General features: G+C 43.3%; 17 protein-coding genes. 11 read left to right on the top strand and 6 right to left on the bottom strand.

Annotated features, from left to right (window positions below; all coding sequences use genetic code 11):
• Positions 1-140: 140 nt before the first annotated feature.
• Complete coding sequence (locus tag O3C43_15775) at positions 141-2,969, top strand: cadherin domain-containing protein (GenBank protein ID MDA1067951.1); 2,829 nt, start codon at positions 141-143, stop codon at positions 2,967-2,969.
• A 55-nt stretch (positions 2,970-3,024) separates the two neighbouring features.
• Here the strand turns inward: O3C43_15775 and O3C43_15770 are convergent, their stop codons facing one another.
• From O3C43_15770 to O3C43_15760, 3 genes are all read right to left on the bottom strand, one after another.
• Positions 3,025-3,723: a hypothetical protein gene (locus O3C43_15770; protein ID MDA1067950.1), complete on the bottom strand. Its 699-nt coding sequence runs from the start codon at positions 3,721-3,723 to the stop codon at positions 3,025-3,027.
• 189 nt (positions 3,724-3,912) lie between these two features.
• Positions 3,913-4,608 carry a bifunctional demethylmenaquinone methyltransferase/2-methoxy-6-polyprenyl-1,4-benzoquinol methylase UbiE gene (gene ubiE / locus O3C43_15765; protein MDA1067949.1) on the bottom strand — a complete coding sequence of 232 codons (696 nt, stop codon included), beginning with the start codon at positions 4,606-4,608 and terminating at the stop codon, positions 3,913-3,915.
• Positions 4,609-4,610: 2 nt separating this feature from the next.
• Positions 4,611-6,233 carry an AAA family ATPase gene (locus O3C43_15760; GenBank protein MDA1067948.1) on the bottom strand — a complete coding sequence of 541 codons (1,623 nt, stop codon included), beginning with the start codon at positions 6,231-6,233 and terminating at the stop codon, positions 4,611-4,613.
• A 105-nt stretch (positions 6,234-6,338) separates the two neighbouring features.
• Here O3C43_15760 and O3C43_15755 point away from each other — a divergent pair, with 105 nt between their 5' ends.
• From O3C43_15755 to O3C43_15710, 10 genes are all read left to right on the top strand, one after another.
• Entirely contained in the window at positions 6,339-6,653 is a 315-nt protein-coding gene (locus tag O3C43_15755; protein ID MDA1067947.1) for an integration host factor subunit beta, read from the top strand.
• A gap of 36 nt (positions 6,654-6,689) precedes the next feature.
• A complete protein-coding gene (gene hisS / locus O3C43_15750) occupies positions 6,690-8,012 on the top strand; it encodes a histidine--tRNA ligase (protein MDA1067946.1) in 1,323 nt (440 codons plus the stop codon).
• A gap of 93 nt (positions 8,013-8,105) precedes the next feature.
• Positions 8,106-9,695, top strand: a complete 1,590-nt coding sequence (gene serA / locus O3C43_15745) for a phosphoglycerate dehydrogenase (protein MDA1067945.1) — start codon at positions 8,106-8,108, stop codon at positions 9,693-9,695.
• 25 nt (positions 9,696-9,720) lie between these two features.
• Positions 9,721-10,341 carry a glycerol-3-phosphate 1-O-acyltransferase PlsY gene (gene plsY / locus O3C43_15740; GenBank protein MDA1067944.1) on the top strand — a complete coding sequence of 207 codons (621 nt, stop codon included), beginning with the start codon at positions 9,721-9,723 and terminating at the stop codon, positions 10,339-10,341.
• 2 nt (positions 10,342-10,343) lie between these two features.
• Entirely contained in the window at positions 10,344-11,693 is a 1,350-nt protein-coding gene (locus O3C43_15735; GenBank protein MDA1067943.1) for a homoserine dehydrogenase, read from the top strand.
• Between the two features lie 4 nt (positions 11,694-11,697).
• Positions 11,698-12,918 carry an aspartate kinase gene (locus O3C43_15730; GenBank protein MDA1067942.1) on the top strand — a complete coding sequence of 407 codons (1,221 nt, stop codon included), beginning with the start codon at positions 11,698-11,700 and terminating at the stop codon, positions 12,916-12,918.
• Entirely contained in the window at positions 12,915-14,276 is a 1,362-nt protein-coding gene (gene thrC, locus O3C43_15725; GenBank protein MDA1067941.1) for a threonine synthase, read from the top strand. The genes O3C43_15730 and thrC overlap by 4 nt, the downstream gene beginning before the upstream one ends.
• Positions 14,277-14,295: 19 nt before the next feature.
• Complete coding sequence (gene cimA, locus O3C43_15720; GenBank protein ID MDA1067940.1) at positions 14,296-15,888, top strand: citramalate synthase; 1,593 nt, start codon at positions 14,296-14,298, stop codon at positions 15,886-15,888.
• 208 nt (positions 15,889-16,096) lie between these two features.
• Positions 16,097-17,131, top strand: a complete 1,035-nt coding sequence (locus tag O3C43_15715) for a TIGR02597 family protein (GenBank protein ID MDA1067939.1) — start codon at positions 16,097-16,099, stop codon at positions 17,129-17,131.
• Positions 17,132-17,193: 62 nt separating this feature from the next.
• Complete coding sequence (locus O3C43_15710; protein ID MDA1067938.1) at positions 17,194-18,858, top strand: fibronectin type III domain-containing protein; 1,665 nt, start codon at positions 17,194-17,196, stop codon at positions 18,856-18,858.
• 166 nt (positions 18,859-19,024) lie between these two features.
• Here the strand turns inward: O3C43_15710 and O3C43_15705 are convergent, their stop codons facing one another.
• From O3C43_15705 to O3C43_15695, 3 genes are all read right to left on the bottom strand, one after another.
• The gene (locus O3C43_15705) at positions 19,025-19,186 is read right to left on the bottom strand and encodes a hypothetical protein (GenBank protein MDA1067937.1); all 162 of its coding nucleotides are present in this window, start codon (positions 19,184-19,186) and stop codon (positions 19,025-19,027) included.
• 145 nt (positions 19,187-19,331) lie between these two features.
• On the bottom strand, positions 19,332-20,489 hold the full coding sequence (locus O3C43_15700; protein ID MDA1067936.1) for a hypothetical protein: 1,158 nt from the start codon (positions 20,487-20,489) through the stop codon (positions 19,332-19,334).
• A 75-nt stretch (positions 20,490-20,564) separates the two neighbouring features.
• The gene (locus O3C43_15695; protein ID MDA1067935.1) at positions 20,565-21,377 is read right to left on the bottom strand and encodes a lysophospholipid acyltransferase family protein; all 813 of its coding nucleotides are present in this window, start codon (positions 21,375-21,377) and stop codon (positions 20,565-20,567) included.
• Positions 21,378-21,656: the final 279 nt, after the last annotated feature.

Here is a 21,656-nt window from a genome sequence, read left to right as displayed (position 1 = left end):
CTTTTTTAATATTTTTTATTTTGAATTTTTACTCTCTAGTTTTACCTTCTAATCCACCTGAGTAGTTACCAAATATTTATTTATATAATGACATCAATTGGAAGCATTGGGTTGAGGGAACAACGCTTGATTTGAGATTAATGGTTTGCGACATATTTGGGCAGGAAGTCTTTTATGATATTGGAGACATTTGTCTGTACGGGGAAACCGAGGTTGAGGTGGACTGTATCAAGCCTGACGGACTGTGGAATGTGCTAATAAATAATGGGGACCCAGTCGACTTGCGTGGCACCGAAGAATCTTTTCCAGAAACGAGTGTAGATTTATGGGCATCGGATGTAGGTAAAGGAATCGATTCCATTTCCCTAACTTACAGAGCTCAGACAGGTACGAGTAGCTTATCAGCCTTTTTAAGTTCGAGAGACCTGGTAGAGGGCACCCATAACAGTGGCAGGTTTTCCGGAACCACATCTATAAATCGGTGTATCGCAGAAGGCATTTATTGCCTGTCACGTGTATGGATTAGAGATAAGGCAGGAAATACCTGTTCCTTCGACAATGAAGTTGAATTGAATAAATGGCTAGAAACTACGGACGGATCGATACAAACAAAGGTTGAGATTATTAATGATCGATCTGACATTTTGGCACCGATTGTTGCTAGTCCGCTCTTATTCGAACCAGCAACGGCAGATATTACCAGCCAGCCTGTAGTTTTGAATGTTACGGTGGAATTACAGGATGAAGGATGTGGTATAAGCTTTCCCAGTATAAGCCTGATTCACTGTGATGATCCTTCAGCTCAATCGCTTTTCGGATTTCTATCCCTTGATAGTGGTGACGCAAATTCTGGTATCTGGAAGGGGCAGATTAGTGTCCCATTTGGAACTACAATTGGGCAATACGCTCCTCGCCTCGAAATTACCGATCGGGTGCAAAACCGCGCAATTTATGGTGCAGCATTTTCGGGAAGTTTCTTTTTTGAAGAACGGCTTCTGTTTCCCGAAGGATCTACACTCAAAGTAGCCGTGACCAGTCAAATTCCGAAAATCGAAGACTTAACTCCTCCTGTGTTGGTCAATGGTAGTGTCGATTGCAGTTTTGATTTTGTCGAAGCGAACGGCTATGTCACTTTGACTTTTCAGGCCAGCGATCCTGAAAGCGGCATGGACCTTGGATTTGGAAGCAGTTTTGGATTCGGCCGGTTTCCTAATTCCGTTGAACTGTTGAGCCCCAAGGGCATGGCAGATCAGATAGTTCCAGTTACTATTGAGAACCTTGATTTTGAGTCACTTGATCCAGATTTTAATCCAATTTTTAGGGTTATGGTACCCTTACCGAAGGGTGTGAGTCCCGGGGAATATTGTTGGCGCATCCGATTAACCAACAAATGTGGCCTGTCCAGCACCTTCGGTTTTGGTCCAGAAGAAATTCCGTTTCCGGTCGAGTTCCCAGGATCCTGTACGATCCTCAATTCCGGTCCAGCGGATTGTACCCCTCCCATACCTGTTGAACTTACGGTTACTCCGGGGAAATTATTAGTGGGAAATGCTGCCACATTGAATGTATGCCTGCGTATCACGGACGTTGGCACTGGCCTACAGTTCGCAAACCTGGAATTACTGAATGGCTTGCCCGGCGATTTCGGATCCAGGCAATCGATATTTTCTGATGATCTGGATGATCCAGCTGTTGATGAGCGAGCCACTCAAGGAAGCACTATCAACGACGTAACTTACAAATTTGAAATTCCGCTGGACGGCGATGAATTCGGGGGAGACTTCCTATCCTTTCGTTTGAGCCTAACGGATTGTGCTCAAAATTTTCGGACATACGATTCCAGTATCTGTAATTTCAACTATACTGCCTACCCACTCCCATTTCATATCGTTCAAATCGGAACAGCAGGGAACGAAGATCCGGCAATTACCAGTGATGGAGGTGGGGAGACTGCTTCGATTGAGACGACCCAGAATCAAACGGGAGTCACAACCGTTACAGCGTCGGATACTGATTTTCCAGCTGACAAGTTGGTATTTTCAATCGAAGGAGGTGCAGATGATTCGCTGTTTGATATCGATCCAAATACCGGTGTATTGACTTTTAAATCGGTGCCTGTTTTTGGAGCTGATAATTCCTATGAGGTAATTGTTCAAGTTTCAGACCAAAACGGCGGTTTGGATACGCAGACCATCACGGTAAATGTGCTGGAGTTAGATGTAAATGATCCGCCGGTGATTGTTAGCAATGGTGGCGGAGATACAGCTACTATCATTGTTGAAGAAGGGACAGTTGTTTTAACAACATTGATGGCAACCGATCAAGACTCGGGTGATACCATGACATTCTCTATTACAGGGGGAGCCGATGCCGACCTCTTCAATTTGAATTCTACGAGCAAAGTATTGAGCTTTAAGTCCGCCCAAGCTTTTGCCTCGCCCGCAGACGCAAATGGTGACAACGATTACGAAGTAACTATAGGCGTTGTTGATAATGGCGATCCTGTGCTTATGGATAGCCAAGCGATCACAGTGAGAGTTATCAAAATTGTGGTGGATGAAAATGAATATGAAGCTTACGCCAACGAAGCTGGCGGCCCATTTCCTTCAAATGCTTCAGCTCAACAAAAAGCTATTGATTTCGATTTTGATGGTGATGGTCAAACCAACGGGGAGGAATTTGCCGCTGGTACTAATCCCAATGATGCAGACGACTATTTTCGATCCATGGTTGGCTATGATCCAGTTCAAGGATTCAAAATCGTCTTTTTCCCATACTTTCCCGATCTAAACGAATATACTTTGATGAGTGCGTTTGAGGGTCCAAATAATGACGAATCGACTTCCCTGAATATCAGTGCACAGCCGTTTGACGGAGATCCTATGATGGGTTGTTTTGTTGTTCCTCCATCTACCGGATCTTTGGAAAACCTGATATTGTTTATCAATACCCTTAAGGTTTCTCTGTAAGTAATTTTGGATTTAAATGATCCGGCCTGATCTATAAACAATCAATTTTAGAAGCTTAAAATTTTGCATCCGGACCGTTAAATCGCAGATCGTCGGATTGTTTATTGGTGTTGTATTGATACTGAGTATTTTTGAACTCTTTACTCAGCTCTTTGGACAATGCCGGATTTAAGCTTTCGAGGCCTGAAATGGTTGAAGATGTTTCACCCAGGAATGTTTGGTACTGCTCTTGTTGGTAGCGTTCTTTTGCCAGCTGCTCTTGGGATTTGCCGATTAACGGAATATGCCAACGATTCAGGTATTTATTTTCGATCTCCGAAAAATATTTTTCGGTTAAATAAATCGCTCCTGAACTGGGATCGAGTGTATCTAGGTCCTTAAGCTCCGACATCCTCATGAGCGGCGAATACAATTCGCTGATCTGATATTCTCGAAGATCCACAGTATCTAAACCCAATTCATCTTCTGGGATATCTTCGTTCGGGTCATCGATATCCAATGTGGGCACAAGCCGGGCCTCGATTGTGGCTTCTATTTCTGAAAGCTTTTGATCGATTGGTTTGAAGGGCGTTTTATTCTCAATTAGCACTTTAGGAGCTGGGTTCTCCTTAGCTTCTTCCCATTTATATTTGGATGACAGGAAGTCTGAAATCGTAGCTTCTTTGAAGCCTTCTGGATTCACAGGTTGCTCGGTCTGTCCAAAAGTGGGTTGAAGGATTAATGGAAAAAGCAGGACTAGGAATTTAGAATTCATGATTAATTCAGGTGGTAGGCGTCGCTGGAGATTTTAGAAAACCAAAAATTTACCACCTTTCAAGCTTTGGTTTTAATCATTTTGAATTATTGGTCTTTTAGATGTCAGGTTACCAGAGTTTAGAAACGTAAAATCACATCATGTTTCACAGCACTTATTAAGCCCAGAAAATTTTTGTTATACTCTTTTTTAGGCCGTTCCCTGGTGAATGGCCACTATCCCAAGCGTCATACGATGAGCGGACACTTCTGAAAACCCTGCCTGTTCCAATTCTTTGATGAGAGATTGCCTGGCTGGAAATGCTTCAATCGAATTTCCCAGATAATCATAAGCTTCAGGTTTTTTAGTGATCCATCCCGCAATTGTCGGCAGGATATATTTGAGGTAACTATAATAGATAGGCTGAAACCAGCGATAAGGTTGGGAAAATTCTAGAATGAATAGTTTACCGCCCGGGCGGAGAGCGCGACGAATATCCTTAAGTCCCTTATGCCGATTTTCCAAATTGCGTACTCCGAAAGCAACCGTGGCCACATCAACTGAATCAGTAGCTAGTGACAGATTCTGAATATCGCCTAAGGCAAAATGTATGTCTGGGGATGGTTGCCGAACCAGCCGCTTCTTTTCAGCCTCATCTAACATCGGTTGGCAAAAATCTAATCCCTGAACGGTCACTGCATTGCCAAGTTTTTTCTTAATCGCAAATGCTACGTCACCGCTTCCAGTAGCTAGATCAGCTACATCGGATGGATTGGATTGTTTCACCATTCTGACTAAAACACTTCGCCACCAATAATCCATTCCAGCGCTTAACAGGTGATTGGCAAAATCATAGCGTTTGGCTATGTCGCCAAACATACTTCTTACCGCGTCAGCTTCTGGCATGATTAGTTCTTATTTTCACCACCTTCTTTCGACTCCGGTTCAGGCTCATCTTTTCCTTTTATACTTTCCACAACCCATTTGGAAAGTTCCCCGTCTGGATCTTCAACTGCTTCCGCTGTTATGAGAAAAGTCGATTGGGCGGAATTTCTGTTAACGATTTTCAGCCCGTGTTCGTAGTCTTTGAAAAGCTGTTCGCAAATGGAATTGGTTGAACGGTCCGCCTCGATGGCAAGGTCGACTATCTTGGAACAAGCCTCTTCCGTAAATGTAAGTTCCAATCCGTGCATGTCTTGAAAGTGAGTCTTAAACTCTTCAACTCGTTTTAATAGAAACTCATTTTGTGATCCCTCATTGTCATTTAGGAGCTCGGTTAATGCTTTTCTAGGATCTTTGATTGTCTCGGCATCGACATCAAAATTGTTAATGAGCGTTGAAGACAGCTCGAACTTGAAATCGCGAAAGGTTTTTTCCAGGACTGTCATTAGACCTCGGGCACCCGTTTTTTCCCGCGCGGCTCGGTCTGCAATTTCATTAATCGCTCCATCCGTGATCGAAAAATCTATGTTATAGCCTTTGAAGTCGCGATGGTATTGGTCGAGTATACTGCCTTCTGAATTTTTGAGAATCTGTCCAAGGTCGTCGGCTGATAGAGACTCACATGCCACGCGAACGGGGAGTCGACCTATGAATTCAGGCTCGAAACCATAATCTATGAAATCCCGAGTTTCGGTTAGGTTTAAAAAATGAGAGTCATTGATTTCTTCTTCCTTTCGTTTGGAGGAGAATCCGATCTGTCCTTGATCCAATCGTTTGCGAACGTTTTCTGCCAATTTGTCGAATGCACCGGAAACGATAAACAAAATGTTCTTTGTGCTCAATGTGCGTTTTTGTTTCTTGGAATCGCGACCCATACTCATCATGGCCTGCATCTGGCTCATCATATCGTTCGGGCTAAACAGGTTCACGTCGGCTTCTTCCATCAATTTCAATAAATTGATTTGCACCCCTCGGCCAGATACATCTTTACCGCCGTTGGATGCGTTGCCGGCAATCTTGTCGATCTCATCTATATAAATAATGCCGTATTGTGCCAGATCGGCATTGTTGTTTGCTACTTTGTAAAGATCTCGAACCAAGTCTTCCACATCGTTGCCCACATAACCGGTCTCACTGAATTTTGTGGCGTCAGCTTTGACAAAGGGAACGCCGATGAGTTTGGCTATGTTCCTCATCAAGTAAGTCTTCCCAACACCGGTGGGTCCAAGAAGAAGAATGTTTTGTTTGCTGTACTCTTTTTCAGACAAACGAGGTTCTTCTATGCATTGGCGGACGTGATTGTAGTGATCACAAATGGCTACAGATAAGACTTTTTTGGCCTCATCCTGACGAATCACGTAACGGTCGAGGTAATCACGGATTTCTTTTGGCTTTCTATTGAATGCGCGAATTCGTTTCAATACTTCATCTTGCTCGGCACTTTCTTCTGCTGATCCATAAGAAGGAGGAGGAGTTTGTTGAGCAGGAACAAACGGGCTTATGGTCACATTTGGGTTACTGGTTTTTAGGAGCTCCTGAAGTTGTTTCTGGATTTCTTCGAATGGATTTTTTGTATCTTTGTCACTCATGAACTTGGAAATTTATACAGCAAATATTTCTTTGCCATTGACGTATGGAAATTCGGATTTTTTGGTAGTGGTCAATTTTAAGCATCAATCGGAGCTAAAGTCCCTATGTCAGATAATTTAACTAAGCGAGATATCGTTCTGGATATATACCAGAAAACCAATTATCCTCAAAAAGAAGTCAAGGAGGTTGTTCAACTGACGTTGGATGCAATTGCCAACGCTTTAAGTAGAGGTCAGAATGTCGAGTTGAGAAACTTCGGTGTTTTTGAAATTCAAGTTCGCAAATCCCGTATAGGTCGTAATCCCAATAAACCTGAAAAGGATGTCGTTATACCAACACGTGCGGTTGTGAAGTTCAAAGCGGGAAAAGAGCTGAAGGCAAATCTCAAGGACCTGGAGTTGGGTTCTCTTAATTCTTGACCGCGCTGGTAGCGCGCTTCACTCCTGCCGCACTAGATGTTTAAAACGCTTCCAGGATTCCGGGACTTTTATCCTGAGGACTGCGCAGTCCGGAATCACCTGTTTCGAAGTTGGAGAAAAACGGCACAGTCTTATAACTTCAAAGAGTACGATGGACCCATACTGGAGTCATTGGATCTTTTTAAACAGAAGTCGGGAGACGAAATTGTAGATCAACTATTTGCCTTCGAAGATAAAGGTGGCCGCTCGGTTGCCTTAAGGCCAGAGATGACACCGAGCCTTGCTCGCATGATTGCCGCACGAGCCAATGCGCTCAAACGACCCATCAAATGGTTTTGTATCGAAGAGAATTTTCGTTACGAGCGAATGCAAAAGGGGAGGCTGCGCTCATTCTATCAATTTAATGCTGATATTTTTGGTGAACCAGGAGTGGGAGCTGATGCCGAAATTATTGCTACCCTGATTCAAAGCCTGACTGTTATGGGGCTGGGGGCGGAAGATTTTGTAATTCGAATCAGTGACCGTCACCTATGGGTTCTTTATTTAAAGAGTCTGGGACTCGATGAAGAATCAGTTTTCGCGGTTCTGGGACTAATCGACAAGCTCGAACGGCTACCTAGGGAGACGATGGAGGAAAAACTTCGGCCGTTTTTTAATGAAGCTACCGAAGATTTTTTGGCAAAAGTTGATACGCTTACCAAAATACGGGAACTTGATGATTTGAAGAAGTTCTTCACTGCCCATGTTCAAGATGCCAGTCTGGCTTCCGAGCTGAGTGAACGATTAGAAGGTTGGGATTCTCTGGTGAATCGACTTAAAGCGATGGGAATGGCTTCTTTTATTAGAATTGATTTGGGAATCGTTCGGGGGCTTGCTTATTATACCGGGTTTGTTTTTGAGGCTTTTGACATTCAAGGCGACCATCGAGCAATTGCAGGTGGGGGTCGCTACGACCACCTTGTTAAAAGGTTGGGAGGCCCGGACCTTCCAGCTGTCGGGTTCGCCATGGGGGATGTTGTTATTAAGGACTTTCTGGAGGAGAAAGGGTTATTGCCGAATTACATTCAATCACCAGATGTTTACGCCATCATTAGCAGTGATGAAACTCTTTCTGCTGCGCTTGGGCAAATTCAGTTACTGCGAGAAGCTGGCTTTTCAGTGGAATACCCCATCCGAAATGTTGGATTTGGGAAACAGTTCAAAGCTGCAAACGAAAGTGGTGCGCGTTGGGCTGCAATTTTTGGTGAAGATGAAGTTGCCCGAGGTGTGGCTAAAATAAAAAATCTGGGCACAGGAGATGAGCTTGAAGTTCCACTGGTCAGATTGAGTGAAAGCTTTATTGATCTGGATCAAAGTTAGATTCCGGACGGGTATGGACTAACTTGCCTGATTTCGTCGTTGCAATTCGATATCCGGGTTCTTGTATTCATCCGCTTTTCTGTCCTACATCTGATGAAAATACTTGTCGCAGACAAAATCGCCGCGAGTGGCGTCGAATTCCTAAGAAACCAGGAAGGTCTTGAAGTTATAGAAGCTTACGGATCTTCACCCGAAACGATTCTGGAACTCGCCAAAGACGTGTCAGGAATAATCGTTCGGAGTGAAACAAAGATAACGAAGGAGGTTTTCGAGGTTGCACCAAACCTGAAAGTTGTTGGACGTGCCGGTGTTGGGGTAGACAATATAGATATCGATGCAGCTACCGAACATGGAGTCGTGGTGATGAACACTCCTGGAGGTAACACTATTGCAACTGCCGAACTTACTTTTACGCATATCCTTTGTGGCGCTCGCCAAGTTGCCCAAGCCAATGCCTCTATGACGGCTGGACGCTGGGATCGAAAAATTTATGGTGGAGTAGAAGTCTTTCGAAAGACGCTCGGGATTCTAGGTCTTGGAAGGATTGGTGCCGAACTCGCATCGCGTGCCCAGGCTTTTGGAATGCGTGTGGTCGCATACGATCCGTACCTGGTAGAGAGCCGTGCCAAACAAATGGGAGTAGAAGCGATGACGCTGGAAGGCGTATTTGAGGTAGCAGATTTTATTACGGTTCACATGCCTTTGACCGATGCTACCCGGAATATGGTCAACAAAGATTCCATCGCAAAAATGAAAGATGGCGTCCGATTATTCAACTGCGCTCGAGGTGGAATAATTAATCAAGATGATTTGGTAGATGCTATCGAGTCAGGCAAGGTGGCTTACGCGGGACTGGATGTCTACGAAAACGAACCACTGGCAGAAGATAGCCAGATGAGAAGTCTTCACAATCTTGTTCTTACTCCGCATCTGGGAGCTTCAACCATCGAGGCTCAGGAGAGTGTTGGAGTTGAAATCGCTGAAGCGGTCGTCCTTGCCGTTCAAGGTGGAGTAATTCAAAATGCGATAAATATGCCGTCCGTTGATGGGAAAACGCTGGAGGCGCTTGCTCCTTATCTTCACCTGGGTGAACTCCTCGGAAGCTTTCTAAAACAAATCACCCCTGATCAGGTTACCAAAATCAAAATCACCTATTTTGGAAAAATTGTTGAGTTTGATGCCAATCCTTTAACTCGGAGTATTTTACAAGGTTACCTCAAGGTAATCAGTGGTGATAATGTGAATTCAGTTAATGCGCCAACCTTGATGAAGCAGTTGGGTATCGAGAATGAAGTGGTCAAATCCAGTAAAGAACGCGACTACAACGAATTGATTGTTTTGGAAGCCACCGGCGCAAACGGTGAAACTTACTCGGTACAAGGCACCTTAATCGGCAAAGCGTGTATGCCGCGAATCGTGCACATTAATGGTCGCGATGTTGAAGCTTCCCCGGAAGGTATAATGCTTGTGTTGGAGAATCAGGATGTACCCGGGATTGTAGGAACGCTAGGAACCATATTAGGAAAAAATGGAGTGAACATTGCTTCCATGTCTCTAAGTAGAAATCATGTCGGCGGCCTCGCACTCAATGTAATTAATCTAGATACAGCGCCTAGCGAATCTGCTTTTCAGGAAATCTCCTCCAATGAAAACATTAAATCCGTTTTGGTTGTTTCTCTTTAGCCATAGTTTGTTGTAATTTCGAATTATGCATTTATCACTGCAGATCATTCTGGCATGTACCGCAGGGTATTTGTTGGGATCGATTTCGTTTGCTACTATTATTTGTAAAAGGAGGGGCATTGATATCTTCAAGGAAGGCAGCTGCAATCCGGGTGCTACTAATGTGAAACGAATTCTGGGAAAAACCGCAGGTAACACGGTTTTTATTTTGGATTTTCTCAAAGGATTTATTGCTGCCTTGTTGCCACTTTTAATTGCTGTTCAAGAAAGCCGGGAACTGTTAGCGATTGTGGCCATTATCTCTGCAATCACCGGACACAGTTTTTCAATATTTCTTCGTTTTCGGGGGGGGAAGGGTGTCGCAACTACCATGGGAGGTTTCCTGGCGTTAGCACCCTTTGTATTGCTTATTGGTGTGTTTGTTTGGGTAGTGTTTTATTACACGCTTCGCTATGTATCTCTCGCCTCCATTCTGTTTGGAGTTAGCCTGCCGATATCCGCTTTTTTTCTAAAGGAATCACCGTGGGTTATTGGGTTTTGTGGTCTAATTGCCGCCTTGCTCATCGTTCGTCACAAGTCGAATATCCAACGCTTAATGAACGGCACTGAAAATCGATTTTCCAGAAAGCCTGATCAGGCAAATTAACCATGGCGGATAAACCTATCGTAAATATTGGAATTCTTGGTCTCGGTGTTGTGGGCCAAGGCGTTCTCAAGCATTTAAATCGAAACCGAAAACTTCTGGAGTCTCGATTAGGTGTGAGACTCAATATTTCAAAAATAGCGGTACGTAATAAGCAGCTTAAGCGCGGAATCAAAGTTGATCCACTGATTTTAACTGAGGATGGATTTGAAGTGGTCAACGATCCTTCGATCCAAATTGTGTGTGAGTTAATTGGTGGCACTAAAATCGCCAAGGAGCTAACGCTTCAAGCACTCAAAAATGGCAAAAGTGTGGTTACGGCAAATAAGGCGCTTCTTTGTGAGTATGGAAATCAAATCATCCGCGCTGCCAAAAGCTCTAAAGGTCACTTATTTTTCGAAGCTAGTGTCGCTGGCGGAATACCGATAATTAAATCCATTCGTGAAGGATTGGTAGCCAATCGATTCCCTCAGATTCGAGGCATACTTAACGGGACGTGCAATTACATTCTCACTCGTATGCAAGCCGAAGGAAAATCCTTCGGTGAGATCCTCGCAGAAGCAAAATCTCTTGGGTATGCCGAAGCAGACGAAAGTCTTGATGTCGATGGAATCGATGCGGCGCACAAAGCAGGAATTCTAGCTTACCTTGCCCACGGAAAATGGATCCCGATGAAACAAATGCTAATCGAGGGAATACGTGAAGTAACTACAGGTGATATGGTCGTGGCGGATGCTATGGGTTATCGCATCAAGCATCTTGCTTCAATCGAATGTGATTCAAAGAAAAACCGATTATTTGTCGGGGCTTATCCTGCCTTGGTTTCCAAGTCTCATATCCTTGGCAGGGTTGATGATGTTTATAATGCAGTTTGCGTGAGTGGAGATGTTGTTGGGACGACAGTTCACATTGGTCGAGGAGCAGGTGAAGACGCAACCGCGAGTGCTGTGATTGGTGATATCGCAGATGCAGTATTTGCTAATCAAGGAACTAAATTCATGAATCTCATAGATGATCAGAACGACCCGCTGGCATCCAGTGTCGAGCCTTTGCAAATTGCTAAATTGGAAGAGGTCTCTTCTTGCTTTTATCTCCGGCTGACTGTGGTAGATCAACCTGGCGTTCTATCGAAATTGACAGCTGTAATGGCTAAAGAAAAAATAAGTATTGCACGTGTCTCTCAGGAACTGGATCCAGAATTCGGATCAAAAGAAAAGAGGGGGTCTGCGACCTTAATACTTACAACTCACGAATGTTCTGAATCCGCCATCGCGAATGCGGTTCGGGCTCTCAAGCGAATGGGACCTGTACTATCTAAACCCTTTCTGTTGAGAATAGTAGAATTCAAAGACTAATTAAATGGCTAGAATCGTACAAAAATACGGTGGAACTTCCGTCGGAACTGTTGAAAGAATTCAAGCGGTTGCGCATCGGATCAAAGAAACGTATGATGCAGGTAACGAGGTTGTGGTAGTAGTCTCTGCCAGATCTGGAGTAACCAATGAGTTAGTCGCAAGAGCCAAAAGCATAAACCCAAATCCAAATGAAAGGGAAATGGATATGCTCCTTGCGGTTGGTGAACAGGAGACGATTGCCTTAGTGGCAATGGCGTTGCACGCATTGGGCGTTCCTGCAGAATCTCGGACCGGTGCTCAGGCTGGTGTGATTACTAATGATTCACACACACAAGCGCGTATACTTCGAGTTGAAGGGGGAGATATCCCCGATCTTCTTTCCAAGGGAACGGTGGTGATTGTTGCTGGCTTTCAGGGGATAAATCCTTCAGGGGATATAAGTACTCTGGGTCGTGGCGGTTCTGATTTGAGCGCCATTGCAATGGCTGCAGGCTTGAAGTCTGATTTGTGTCAAATTTTCACCGATGTAGAAGGCGTGTATACTGCTGATCCACGAATCGTAAAGGATGCAGTGAAACTCGAAGAAGTGAGTTATGAAGAAATGCTTGAGCTGGCTAGCATGGGCAGCAAAGTTATGCAGGCTCGAGCAGTTGAATTTGCAAAAAAATACAATGTCACTTTTGAAGTGCGCTCAAGTTTTAACAATAAACCAGGTACGATTGTGAAAGAAGAAGTAGCCTCCATGGAAGATGTCCTCGTGAGAGGAGTAGCGATAGACAAAAGCCAAACCTTGATTGTGGTGAGTGATTTACCCGACGAACCTGGAACGGCCGCAACGTTGTTTTCCGCTCTAGCGGAATCTAACGTAATGGTTGATATGATTGTTCAAAATATCGGCCGCAAAGGTAAGGCTAATATGACCTTTACGATACCTAGGGAGGATACCTTTTTAGCTGAGAGTGTTGTGAATCGAGTATTTCAAAAAATAGGCGGGAGTCTCACGAGCACAACCGACATTGCCAAACTTTCTGTGGTGGGTGTTGGGATGCGTAGTCACTCAGGCGTAGCAGCATCATTGTTTAGGACTTTATCAGAAGGCGGTATCAATATCCAGTTGATCGGAACTTCCGAAATCAAGATCTCAGTTGCGATTGATCTTCAGCATGCGGACCTAGGGGTGAATTTGGTTCATAAGGCCTTTGGTTTGGAAAATGCCGTTGGATGAATTTTGTAAGCACACGTGGGCAAACTGAGGCCGTATCATTTTCCGAAGCAGTAGCTATTGGATTGGCTCCGGATGGCGGTCTTTATGTCCCGGAGGAATTGCCCGACCTTTCAAGGGAGTTTGCTGAATGGGGCGATTACTCATTTGAAGAAATGGCTTTCGCATTCTTCAAGCACTTTGCCACGGATATTGATTCAACGGTGTTATGGGATCTGATTAAAAAATCATACGAAAAATTTGACTGCGAAGAACGTGCACCACTTAAAAAACTGAGTGACGATCTCTGGGTGCTGGAGTTGTTCCATGGTCCGACACTGGCCTTTAAAGATTTTGCGCTTCAACTCTTGGGTAATCTTTATGAGCTTCAGATAAAGAAAAGTGGTCAACCGATCAATGTACTAGGTGCGACTTCTGGTGATACTGGCGCTGCAGCCATCCATGGGTTGATAGGGAAGTCCGGTGTTAATATTTTTATTTTGTATCCCGATGGCCGTGTAGCGCCACTGCAAGAAAGGCAGATGGCCTGCACTGAGGCGAACAATGTTTACCCTTTGGCAATCGAAGGGAGCTTTGATGATACGCAAAGAGTATTGAAGGAGGTTTTTTCAAATCAGGAATTTCGAAAACGCGTAAATTTATCGGCGGTAAATTCAATCAACCTGGCCCGAGTCTTAGCTCAATGCGTGTACTATATATATGCGTTTTGGCAATTGCCTCAGAAAATCCGTGGAAAAGTTGAATTTATTGTTCCAACGGGGAACTTTGGAAATGTCCTTGCTGGTTGGATGGCTCAGCAAATGGGGTTACCCATACAATCCTTTCGAGTCGCCACCAATCAAAACGATATTTTACACCGTTTGTTTACTACCGGTAAGTATCAAGTTCACTCAGTTCAGTCCAGCTTGGCTCCTTCCATGGATATTCAGGTGGCCTCCAATTTCGAACGATTTCTTTACTATGCCGAAAGTTCCGATCCGGCCCGTGTGAGGGAGATAATGACAACTTTCAAAGAATCGGGGAATTACGATTTTTCTGATTTGGATCCTCGCTCCTTTTCCAGCAGTAGAACCGATGACGAAGAAATTAAAAAAATCATCGCCAAAGTATATGAGGAATTCAGTTATGTTGTGGATCCACATACTGCATGCGGAATGGTTGATGTGCTAAAGGGTGTCCGGAAACCACAAGTCGTATTGGCGACTGCTCATCCTGCAAAATTCCCTGAAACCATTGAAGAATGTATAGGGGTTGCTTCGAAGCATCCTTCGTTGGAAAAATTGGAATCAAGGGAGATTTTTAAACATAAGGTTGCGTCAACGGCAGAAGCCGTTGAATCCTTCATTCTTAAGCATATTTAGCCCACCAAAGCTAGCTTTCATGAAACAAGACGACTCCATTTTAATTTACGACACTACTCTTAGAGACGGAACTCAAGGAGAAGGTATCTCATTTTCGTCAACGGATAAGATTCTCATAACCCAAAAGTTGGATCAGTTTGGTATTGATTATATTGAGGGCGGGTGGCCGGGATCTAATCCCAGGGACATGGCATTCTTTGAGGATATAAAAGGTATCAAGTTGAAGCATGCTAAAGTTGCCGCTTTTGGATCAACGCGTCGGGCCAATCTTAAAGCAGATGAAGATGCTCAACTAAAGCTCCTGCTAGATGCCGGAACCGAGGTTGTGACTATTTTTGGTAAGTCCTGGATATTACATGTTACGGAAGTGCTTCGGACAACTGCTGAAGAAAATTTGGAGATGATCTCGGATTCTGTTCAATTTCTAAAAAACGCGGGGCGGGAGGTTATTTACGATGCCGAACATTTCTACGATGGTTACATTGAAAATCCTGAATATGCACTCAGAACGCTGGAAGCAGCTGTTGCTGGCGGAACAGACTATTTGGTTTTATGCGATACGAATGGAGGAAAATTGGTTCCTGAGATTGAATCAATCACTGGAATAGTAGTTAACCATTTCCCCAATATTAAGGTTGGTGTTCATTGTCACAACGATTCTGGCGTTGGTGTCGCAGTGAGCCTTGCAGGAGTATCGGTAGGTGCAACTATGGTCCAAGGCACCATGAACGGCTATGGAGAGCGAAATGGGAATGCAAACCTAACAACTATAATTCCAAATCTTGTTCTTAAAATGGATAAGAATATGAATTGTAGAAGTGAGATGAAAGAATTGAGGGAACTGTCGCTCTACATTGATGACCTCGCAAATGTACGGTCAGACATACGAGCGCCTTTTGTTGGAGCCTCTTCTTTTGCCCACAAAGGAGGTGTGCATGCCAATGCCGCACTTAAAGTTGCCCGAAGCTATGAGCATATACGACCCGAGGAAGTTGGAAATCGTCAGAGGATACTTATTTCCGATATGTCTGGGAGAAGTAGCTTAATGATGAAAGCCAGAGAATTAGGTATGGAAGTTGACGAAAAGTCGCCAGAAATGAAAGCGTTTTTGGATCAACTCAAAGAAATGGAGCATCGGGGGTTTGAATACGAGGCCGCAGATGCATCGTTCAAATTACTTCTTTCGAAATTCCTAAAACACCATACCCCATTTTTCACACTACAAGGGTATCGTGTTATTGAGGGTCGCCGTAATGATCTTCAATCTGTAGTCGCAGAAGCCACAGTAAAAGTTGAGGTTAAAGGTGTTGTTCATCATTGTGTGGCTGAGTCGACCGGTCCAGTTAGTGCACTGTATCGCGCTATAAAAGAGGCCCTCGCCTCAGATTATCCCGTTATAAACGATGTTGAGCTTCGAGATTTTAAAGTCCGAATCCTGGAGTCTGAAAACGGAGTTGATGCCCAAACCCGTGTATTTATTGAGTCTAGTGATGGGGAAAATATTTGGGGCACGGTTGGAGCCAGTGATAATATCGTTGCAGCAAGCCTTCAGGCATTATTGGATGCCGTAGAATATAAACTCCTTAAGGATGAGCTGGCAGGAATTAAGTAAATTTTTAGTCAAGAAATTATCGATTTTCTTGAGAATTCGTATCGAGGAATTTTTTGACAATTAATCACGTCTTACATTTTTAGACCGGAGAAATTTAATTCCCCGGATTTTCCCAAATAAACTAAATGATAGTTTTTCAAAAAAAAAATTGCCCAGACCTTATAAATTGTTGCAACGTAACCATAGTAACTCTGCATATTTTTACATCATGAGATTAGCAAAATTGTCCCACCTGCCCCTCCTTACAATCTTGGTAGGGTTCTTTTCCGTTCAAGCCTTCGGGATTGAAGCCGTCACCAACCCTGTTGGAGTTATCCAAATTACCGCATTAGGAAACTCAGACACCTTAATTTCCATGCCATTAAAACAACCCGCAGTCTTTAATGGTGTGATCGGCGGTCTTACAACCGACACACTAACAGTCCAAGGTTCGCCTGGATGGGATCCTGACGAATGGGCAGGTGCCTATTATGGTTTTGTTAGAAGTGGTGATGTTGAAGGCGCGTATGCATCAATCGTTTCAAACACTGCCGACACGCTTAAATTAGACGTAGGTCTCGATGGTACTCTTCTGGTTGACGGCCCGGCGGTTAATGATAGTGTATCAATTCACCGGTTCTGGACTTTGGATTCGCTTTTCCCTGATGGTGCAGGTGTTCACGCATCACCATCTGCTGGATCTAGGTCTAGTGAAATTTTTATCCCAGCCGTTGCAGAGGGAATCAATAATGCGGCGGATGCCACTTATTACTACCTAGGTGTAAAGTGGCGTAAAGTAGGTGCACTGCTTGATGCTGAATTTGGAGATACTATTCTTTATCCCGACTCTTATTTCATCCTCAGAAATGATGTGGCAGGTAACACCACAGTTACTTTTACGGGTGAGGTTGTTATGGGTGGGTTATCTCTCCCGGTTGTAATAGGAGATACGTTACAGCAAGATAACCCTATCGGTCTCCAGCGCCCGATTGAAATGACTCTAATCGAATCTGGACTATCTGATTCGTTTGAAGCAGGAGATGAATTGTTGATTTGGGATAATTCGGCTGCTAAGCAGAATCGACTCGCTGGTGATGCAACTGTTTATACTTGGGATGGTGCCAAATGGATTAAAGATGGTGTCAACGTAGACGTTGGTAACGATGCCGTATTTACGCCCGGCCTTGGATTTATTGTCCGGAAAAAAGCAGGCGGGGGACTAGCCGAAATCGATTGGTCAAACCTTCCAAACTACGGTAATTAATCTTAGCTTTTTGCATTTATCAAACCTCTTACGATCATCACCCTTATCAAAGTAACCATTTTATGAGCCACAAAACACTAAAGTTAAGCTTGTTCTCTCTTCTAAGCGTGACAATCTTAGTTAGTCAACTTTCAGCTGCGATAACAATAAATGTAACAGCCGAGAAGCTCAAAGATCCTGGAGGGTTCGATATGGCCACTACCGGAGTGGTTGCCTTAGTTGCTGACATAGGGACGCCTGGTTTCTCGGGTCCTTCCGGTACGGCTCTTGAAGGAGATGACTTCCTCGTCGCTGCTTGGAATATTGCTTCTAGTGGAGGTAACGTCCCTGGTGCGTTTCTGGGATCAACAGGAAGTATTAGCTTTTCTGGAGATTGGGCTGAAGGTGATGATCTTGCTCTCTATTTCTTTCCAACTCTTACTCTGACAAATCCACCCGCATCAGCGGCTGCGGTTCCTTACGGAATGTTTCGAGTGACAGCGGCCAACCTCGATGGTACTGATTTGTGGGTCACTCCTCCGGATGGAACATTGGCAATTAATTTAAAAGTTATTACCACAGATGCGACTGCACTAGGTACAGGAACGACACCTGCAGCCGATGGGTTAGCAGACGGAGTCACCACGGGTACACCGCCTGCCGCTCCAACTGGAATTGCTGCAGCTGTTAATGGATTGACCCTTAATGTAACATGGACTGATAATGCATCTGATGAAACGGGTTACCGGATTGAAAGATCACTGAATGGATCTGGAATTTGGACTATTCTTGATACTTTAGCTCCTGGAGTTACTCTTTTTGTAGATAGTACTGTTGCTTCGAATACTGCATACCTATATCGGGTTATCGCTTTGAGACCTCCTTCTCAGTCTGCTTACAATACAACTGCTACTGCCACAACATCTGCTACCGGTAGTGGAAGATTTAACAACCTATCCACGCGTGCACTTGTTGGAACGGGTGATGAGATACTGATCGCCTCTTTTAGAGTAGATGGTGGCCCATTGAGAATATACTTAAGAGTCGGTGGACCAGATTTGGAAGCCGCCGGAATATCAAACTTTCTTGCGAATCCAACGATGGAGCTTAGAAAAGTTGATGGTAATGTGCTAATTAAATCAAATGACGATTGGAAGACCACGCAGTTTGAGGTTGAAGGTGTTGTTCCCGGCGGTCTAGTTCCAAAATTTGATGTTGATCCTGCAATGGTGGTAAATCTTCCAGACCCGGGTAACTACTCTGTAATTGTTCGAGGAGTTGGCGATACCATTGGTTTTGCTAATGTAGAACTCTATGAATTTAAGGATCCCGCTGAACCAAATTCTGGCAAATTGACCAATATTTCGGTAAGAGCATTAGTAGGGACAGTAGATGAGATTCTCATAGCTTCATTTCGAGTTGCTGGGGACGCTTCCCAGGGGATATACTCAAGAATTGCCGGACCAGATTTGGAAGCATCTGGTATTCCTAACTTTCTTGCAGATCCAACGGCTCAACTATTTAAAATAGGAGATCTTATTGCAATTAAGACCAACAACGATTGGAAGGACGACGAGTCAGAAATTGTTGGGACTGTCCCCGGTGGTTTTATTCCGAAATTTGAGGTTGATCCTGCAATGGTTGTAAGACTTACCCAAAATGAATCCTACTCGGTCGTTGTTAGAGGAGTTAATGACACTACTGGTTTCGCTGTTGTTGAGCTTTTCGACTTTGCTGGAGCTCCATAATTCTCGATTCAACTTTTACACTGAACAAAAGGCTCCATGATACTTTGGAGCCTTTTGTTTTATTGAAGTTTTCTTGAATTTCTTCGTTAACGTCCCAAAATCTGCCACCTGGATTTGGACCGGAAAATGATGTAGATTATCTGGCATCTATACCATTTTAGATTAGTTATGATAAATTTTTGGTTTGCAGAAACGCGGTGCCAGTTGTTTCCAACAATCGGATTACTTTTCTGGGATCTTCCCACCAGTCTTTGAGCAACAGGGTTATGACTTGATCGAGACGTTTGATGGATGGCCAGAGTTTGTTGGAGGTATGATCCTGGGTCATGTCTCAGAGTTTTTCAATGGGATTGAGGTCCGGACTGTATGGAGGAAGTCTCAGGACATGGATGCCTCCGGGTATGTTTTCATGGCTACTGTCTTTGGGATGGAACCTCTCTCCATTCTATACCACGAATATAAATTGAACGAAATTAAAAAGAAGCCGTCGTTTCAACTGTTGTATTCGCTTCTATGACAATGTCTTCAGAATCGGTCCATTGTTCGTCATTTATAAGTATTTTGCATCTGACTGCTGTGTTTGCATCATAGGCCTTCCATTCCCACTTTCCGATTCCTACTAGTTCCATTGGAACTCCTTTGTCCCAATCAAGGCCAGGTCCTTCACCGCGAATGTAGAGTTTATTAGAAATTCCAATAAAAGCGCCAACTAAGAGCCTGGTGGCACCGTCAATATTTTGCCTAGAGGAACTGATTGAAGTCGATGGGCTTGAGTTTTTCTCGATGTCATCCAACTTTTGATTCAGTTCCTCCACATTAATCTCATCAATTTGATCCTCCGTAATTGCGAAAATTGATTCCTCTTTTTCTTCCTGATCTGGGAGTGATTTTTCTAATGACTCAGCGCTTTGTTTTTTTACAGTCTTTAGATGGGTTGAATAAACATCAGGTTTCAGTTCGTCTGATGGCTCTTCTTTAAATGGCTTGTCCTTCCGTGAGGGTTGTTTGTATTCCACTTTGTTTTGATGTTCTAGAATTTCATGTCTTAATTCGGCGAATTCTGAATCGACTGCCTTATGAAGAGATTTGATCTGGATCTCTAATTTTGAACTTTGAGATTCAAATACTTTTTTGATTGAAGATAGATAAATCGATTTTTCAGAATCACTAGTTGTTGTGGACTGATATGTTTCCACTCTTTCGAGTAAATTCCTTAATTCCGTGACGGCTGTTGAGAGTTTGCCTGTGTTGAATATCTCCATGAATTCTGCGGCCTTCTCATCCAGTTTGGCTGGCACTTGTTTAACGGTAAGAACTCCCTTCATTAACTCAGAGTGTATCGTTTCTGTTCGATTCAGCAAATCTGATGCTAGCTCAACGGCTCTTAATAGTGTCTCTTCTGCTTTTACCTGTTTGAGCCTAATTCGCTGCTGCTGTGTTAGATGATCAACGATAAATGGGGTGAGGTAGACTAGCATTCCCAGAATTACGCTTAAAGCACATGCAAATATTCCTATTGCTGACATGGGCTTTGGTGATGCGATTACTATAAAGCATGCGAGTATTATTAGGACTATGTCGCCGCCTAGAAAGGGCCATTTTGGTAGCTTAATATTCGGGTTTTCTGGCATGATATTTTGGGTTTAAATCTAATTGGAAAAGGCTTCTTAAGCAAAAACAAATGCTGGAATTGTCTGATTAGATCTTTATTTTTCTTCTAAGGCAGGTATTCTATCAGTCCATTGGGATAAGCAATCTTCAATATGTTTAATCACTGATTCTTGTTGATTCTTCCCATTATCTTCAATTTTGAGAGGTGTTCCGAATTTAAAATGGACAGATTTTCTTGGATCAATTTTTCCGAAATCTTTTATAATTTTTCCGTTTCTCCAGCAATCCGTTTTAAGTGCTAGAGGGATAACTGGTACGTTTGCTCTTTTTGCCAATTTAATTCCTATCGAGTTAAATTTGGATTTCTCAAATACTTTCATCCGAGTTGTTTGTGGAAAAACAATTACAGTATATCCTTCCTTTATTCGATTAACTCCTTCACTTAAAACTTTAATGAAGTCTTTTTTTGGACTTTCTCGTCCAACAATAATCGGATTCCTGGAAATCATGATGTGTTTGAAAATAGGGTATGAAACGAGAGCCTCTTTTATTACGAATGTGACTTTCATATGAGGGCTTAGCATGTACGGAAGCAAGAAAGTCTCTAGGGTGCTCATGTGATTGCCTACGATCACTGATGGTTCCTTTAGATCCAGGGTAAGTTTTAAGTTTTCGATTGTTACCTTTGTCCCGATTGATTCAATGGCTCGCAAAATATTAAAACTGCTTGTGCACCATTCTTTATCAGAATACATGTCTTTTTTGGCCAATTCAGCGCCTCGCATGACAACTGCTGACATCCTTTTGTAAAATGCTAAAGAAGGGAAAGTCCTACTAAACCAAGTTAGATGTTCGTTTCTAGTTTGATAGTTATCGTAAATTGGTGGGTAATCTAATTGGAAGCGCATAGTATTTTTTTCTGATTACCCAGAATCGAATAGGGTGAAATTCAAATCAACCTACAATTTCTATTTCCATCGTCTTAATTGATTATACCTTGAAGCTTTTATGAGATTAAAGGAGTTTAGTGGGTTATTTGAGTTACAATTTCGTGATTTTGGCAATTTGTAGATCCAAAAAAAAATCAAATTGATATGTATATGTTGAAAGTTTGCTTATTCTTGTTTTCTCATTAAATTCTCAGTTCAATTACGGTTATGCGATGTAAGTGCATCTTAAATAAGATA

The sequence above is a fragment of the Verrucomicrobiota bacterium genome (genome assembly GCA_027622555.1).
Lineage (GTDB): Bacteria > Verrucomicrobiota > Verrucomicrobiia > Opitutales > UBA2995 > UBA2995.
The sequence above is the reverse complement of the archived record's forward strand: the minus strand, read 5'-3'. Positions and strand labels throughout refer to the sequence as shown.

Bases quoted from the DNA above. Each gene is read 5' to 3' on its own strand.
- O3C43_15775 (MDA1067951.1), top strand. From the start codon at position 141: ATGGTTTGCGACATATTTGGGCAGGAAGTCTTTTATGATATTGGAGAC.
- O3C43_15770 (MDA1067950.1), bottom strand. From the start codon at position 3,723: ATGAATTCTAAATTCCTAGTCCTGCTTTTTCCATTAATCCTTCAACCC.
- ubiE (MDA1067949.1), bottom strand. From the start codon at position 4,608: ATGCCAGAAGCTGACGCGGTAAGAAGTATGTTTGGCGACATAGCCAAA.
- O3C43_15760 (MDA1067948.1), bottom strand. From the start codon at position 6,233: ATGAGTGACAAAGATACAAAAAATCCATTCGAAGAAATCCAGAAACAA.
- O3C43_15755 (MDA1067947.1), top strand. From the start codon at position 6,339: ATGTCAGATAATTTAACTAAGCGAGATATCGTTCTGGATATATACCAG.
- hisS (MDA1067946.1), top strand. From the start codon at position 6,690: ATGTTTAAAACGCTTCCAGGATTCCGGGACTTTTATCCTGAGGACTGC.
- serA (MDA1067945.1), top strand. From the start codon at position 8,106: ATGAAAATACTTGTCGCAGACAAAATCGCCGCGAGTGGCGTCGAATTC.
- plsY (MDA1067944.1), top strand. From the start codon at position 9,721: ATGCATTTATCACTGCAGATCATTCTGGCATGTACCGCAGGGTATTTG.
- O3C43_15735 (MDA1067943.1), top strand. From the start codon at position 10,344: ATGGCGGATAAACCTATCGTAAATATTGGAATTCTTGGTCTCGGTGTT.
- O3C43_15730 (MDA1067942.1), top strand. From the start codon at position 11,698: ATGGCTAGAATCGTACAAAAATACGGTGGAACTTCCGTCGGAACTGTT.
- thrC (MDA1067941.1), top strand. From the start codon at position 12,915: ATGAATTTTGTAAGCACACGTGGGCAAACTGAGGCCGTATCATTTTCC.
- cimA (MDA1067940.1), top strand. From the start codon at position 14,296: ATGAAACAAGACGACTCCATTTTAATTTACGACACTACTCTTAGAGAC.
- O3C43_15715 (MDA1067939.1), top strand. From the start codon at position 16,097: ATGAGATTAGCAAAATTGTCCCACCTGCCCCTCCTTACAATCTTGGTA.
- O3C43_15710 (MDA1067938.1), top strand. From the start codon at position 17,194: ATGAGCCACAAAACACTAAAGTTAAGCTTGTTCTCTCTTCTAAGCGTG.
- O3C43_15705 (MDA1067937.1), bottom strand. From the start codon at position 19,186: ATGACCCAGGATCATACCTCCAACAAACTCTGGCCATCCATCAAACGT.
- O3C43_15700 (MDA1067936.1), bottom strand. From the start codon at position 20,489: ATGCCAGAAAACCCGAATATTAAGCTACCAAAATGGCCCTTTCTAGGC.
- O3C43_15695 (MDA1067935.1), bottom strand. From the start codon at position 21,377: ATGCGCTTCCAATTAGATTACCCACCAATTTACGATAACTATCAAACT.